Genomic DNA, 1,308 nt, shown 5'->3' with positions numbered 1-1,308 from the left:
CGGCCAGCAGGATCGCCTCCGACAGGAACTGCAGGCGGATGTCTGCTCTGGTCGCTCCGAGGGAGCGGCGCAGGCCGATCTCGGAGCGGCGTTCCAGGACCGAGATGACCATGGTGTTGGCGACGCCGATGCCGCCGACGAGCAGTGCCACCGCGCCCAGGCCCAGGAACAGGCCGTTGAGCGCGGATTGGGCGGCCGCGCGGGCGACCAGGGCGGAGGAGGGCTGGCTGACGGTGATCTCGCCGGGGTTGCGCGGGTTGGTGGTGGCGGCCAGTACCTTCTGCACGCCGGGCACGTGGTCGGTGGCCGCCCGCACGTAGATCGTGGTCGAATGGCCGTCGAAGTGCAGGTATTTCTCGGCGGCCGGATAGCCGACCAATACCGCGGAGTCGATCTCCGGCGTCAGCTTCGCCGGGTTGAGGATCCCGGCGATGTAGAACCACTGCCCGCCGACCCAGATGCGCATCCCCTGGTGGATCTTCGCGATGCCGAGACGCTGGGCGGCGTCGGCGCCGAGGACGGCGACCGGTTGCCGGGCGGTGGCGGCGTTGAGGTAGGCGCCTTGAGCCAGGCTGGTGCGCACCGCGCCGGGCAGGTCCAGGCTGGCCGCGTTGACGGTCAGCGAGTTGGTGTTGAAGGCGGGGATGTAGGGGTTGCGGAAGGCGTTGGCCGTGGTCCTGCCGGTGTGTTCGACCTGCTCGACCGGGCCGATTCTGGCGATCATCCCTGGCGCGTCGCCGGGCAGCTTCGCATGGTCGCCGCCCAGGGTCTGGCCTGGGGTGACGGTGAGCAGGTTGGTGCCCAGTTTGTCGATCTCGGCCAGCAACCCGGCCTGGGAGGAGGCCGACAAGCCCAGCACGGCCACCATCGCCGCGACACCGATGGCGATGCCGAGCGCCGACAGGGCCGCCCGCATCCGCCGCGTCCGCAGCCCCAGGCTGGCCACCCGTGCCAGATCGGCCGGATACATCACGGCTCCCGCCCATCGGCGACGAGGTGCCCGTCCAGCACCTCGATGCGGCGGGGCAGCTTCGCGGCCAGCTCCCGGTCGTGCGTGATCATGATGATGGTGGCGCCTTCGGCGTTGAGCTCCTTCAGCAATGTGAAGATCGCGGCCCCGGAAACGCTGTCGAGGTTGCCGGTGGGCTCGTCGGCCAGCACGATCGCCGGGTTGCCGACCAGCGCGCGGGCGATCGCGACCCGCTGCCGCTCACCGCCCGACAACTGCGGGGGACGGTGGTCCAGGCGATGCCCCAGCCCGACCCGTTCCAGCGCCTCGGACGCTGCCTGCAGCCTGGCGCGATGCCG

At 70.9% G+C, this 1,308-nt stretch carries 2 protein-coding genes; both read right to left on the bottom strand.

What is annotated here, in order from left to right; genetic code table 11:
• On the bottom strand, positions 1–970 hold a 970-nt coding region (locus ABEA43_RS67705), incomplete at its 3' end, for an ABC transporter permease (RefSeq protein WP_345581549.1).
• Positions 970–1,308 (bottom strand): ABC transporter ATP-binding protein (locus ABEA43_RS67700; protein WP_345581547.1); only part of this gene is annotated, 339 nt, incomplete at its 5' end. The genes ABEA43_RS67705 and ABEA43_RS67700, both read right to left, overlap by 1 nt.

The sequence above is a fragment of the Nonomuraea rosea genome (assembly GCF_039539705.1).
GTDB classification, from domain to species: domain Bacteria; phylum Actinomycetota; class Actinomycetes; order Streptosporangiales; family Streptosporangiaceae; genus Nonomuraea; species Nonomuraea rosea.
This window is presented reverse-complemented; position numbering and strand designations above follow the sequence as displayed.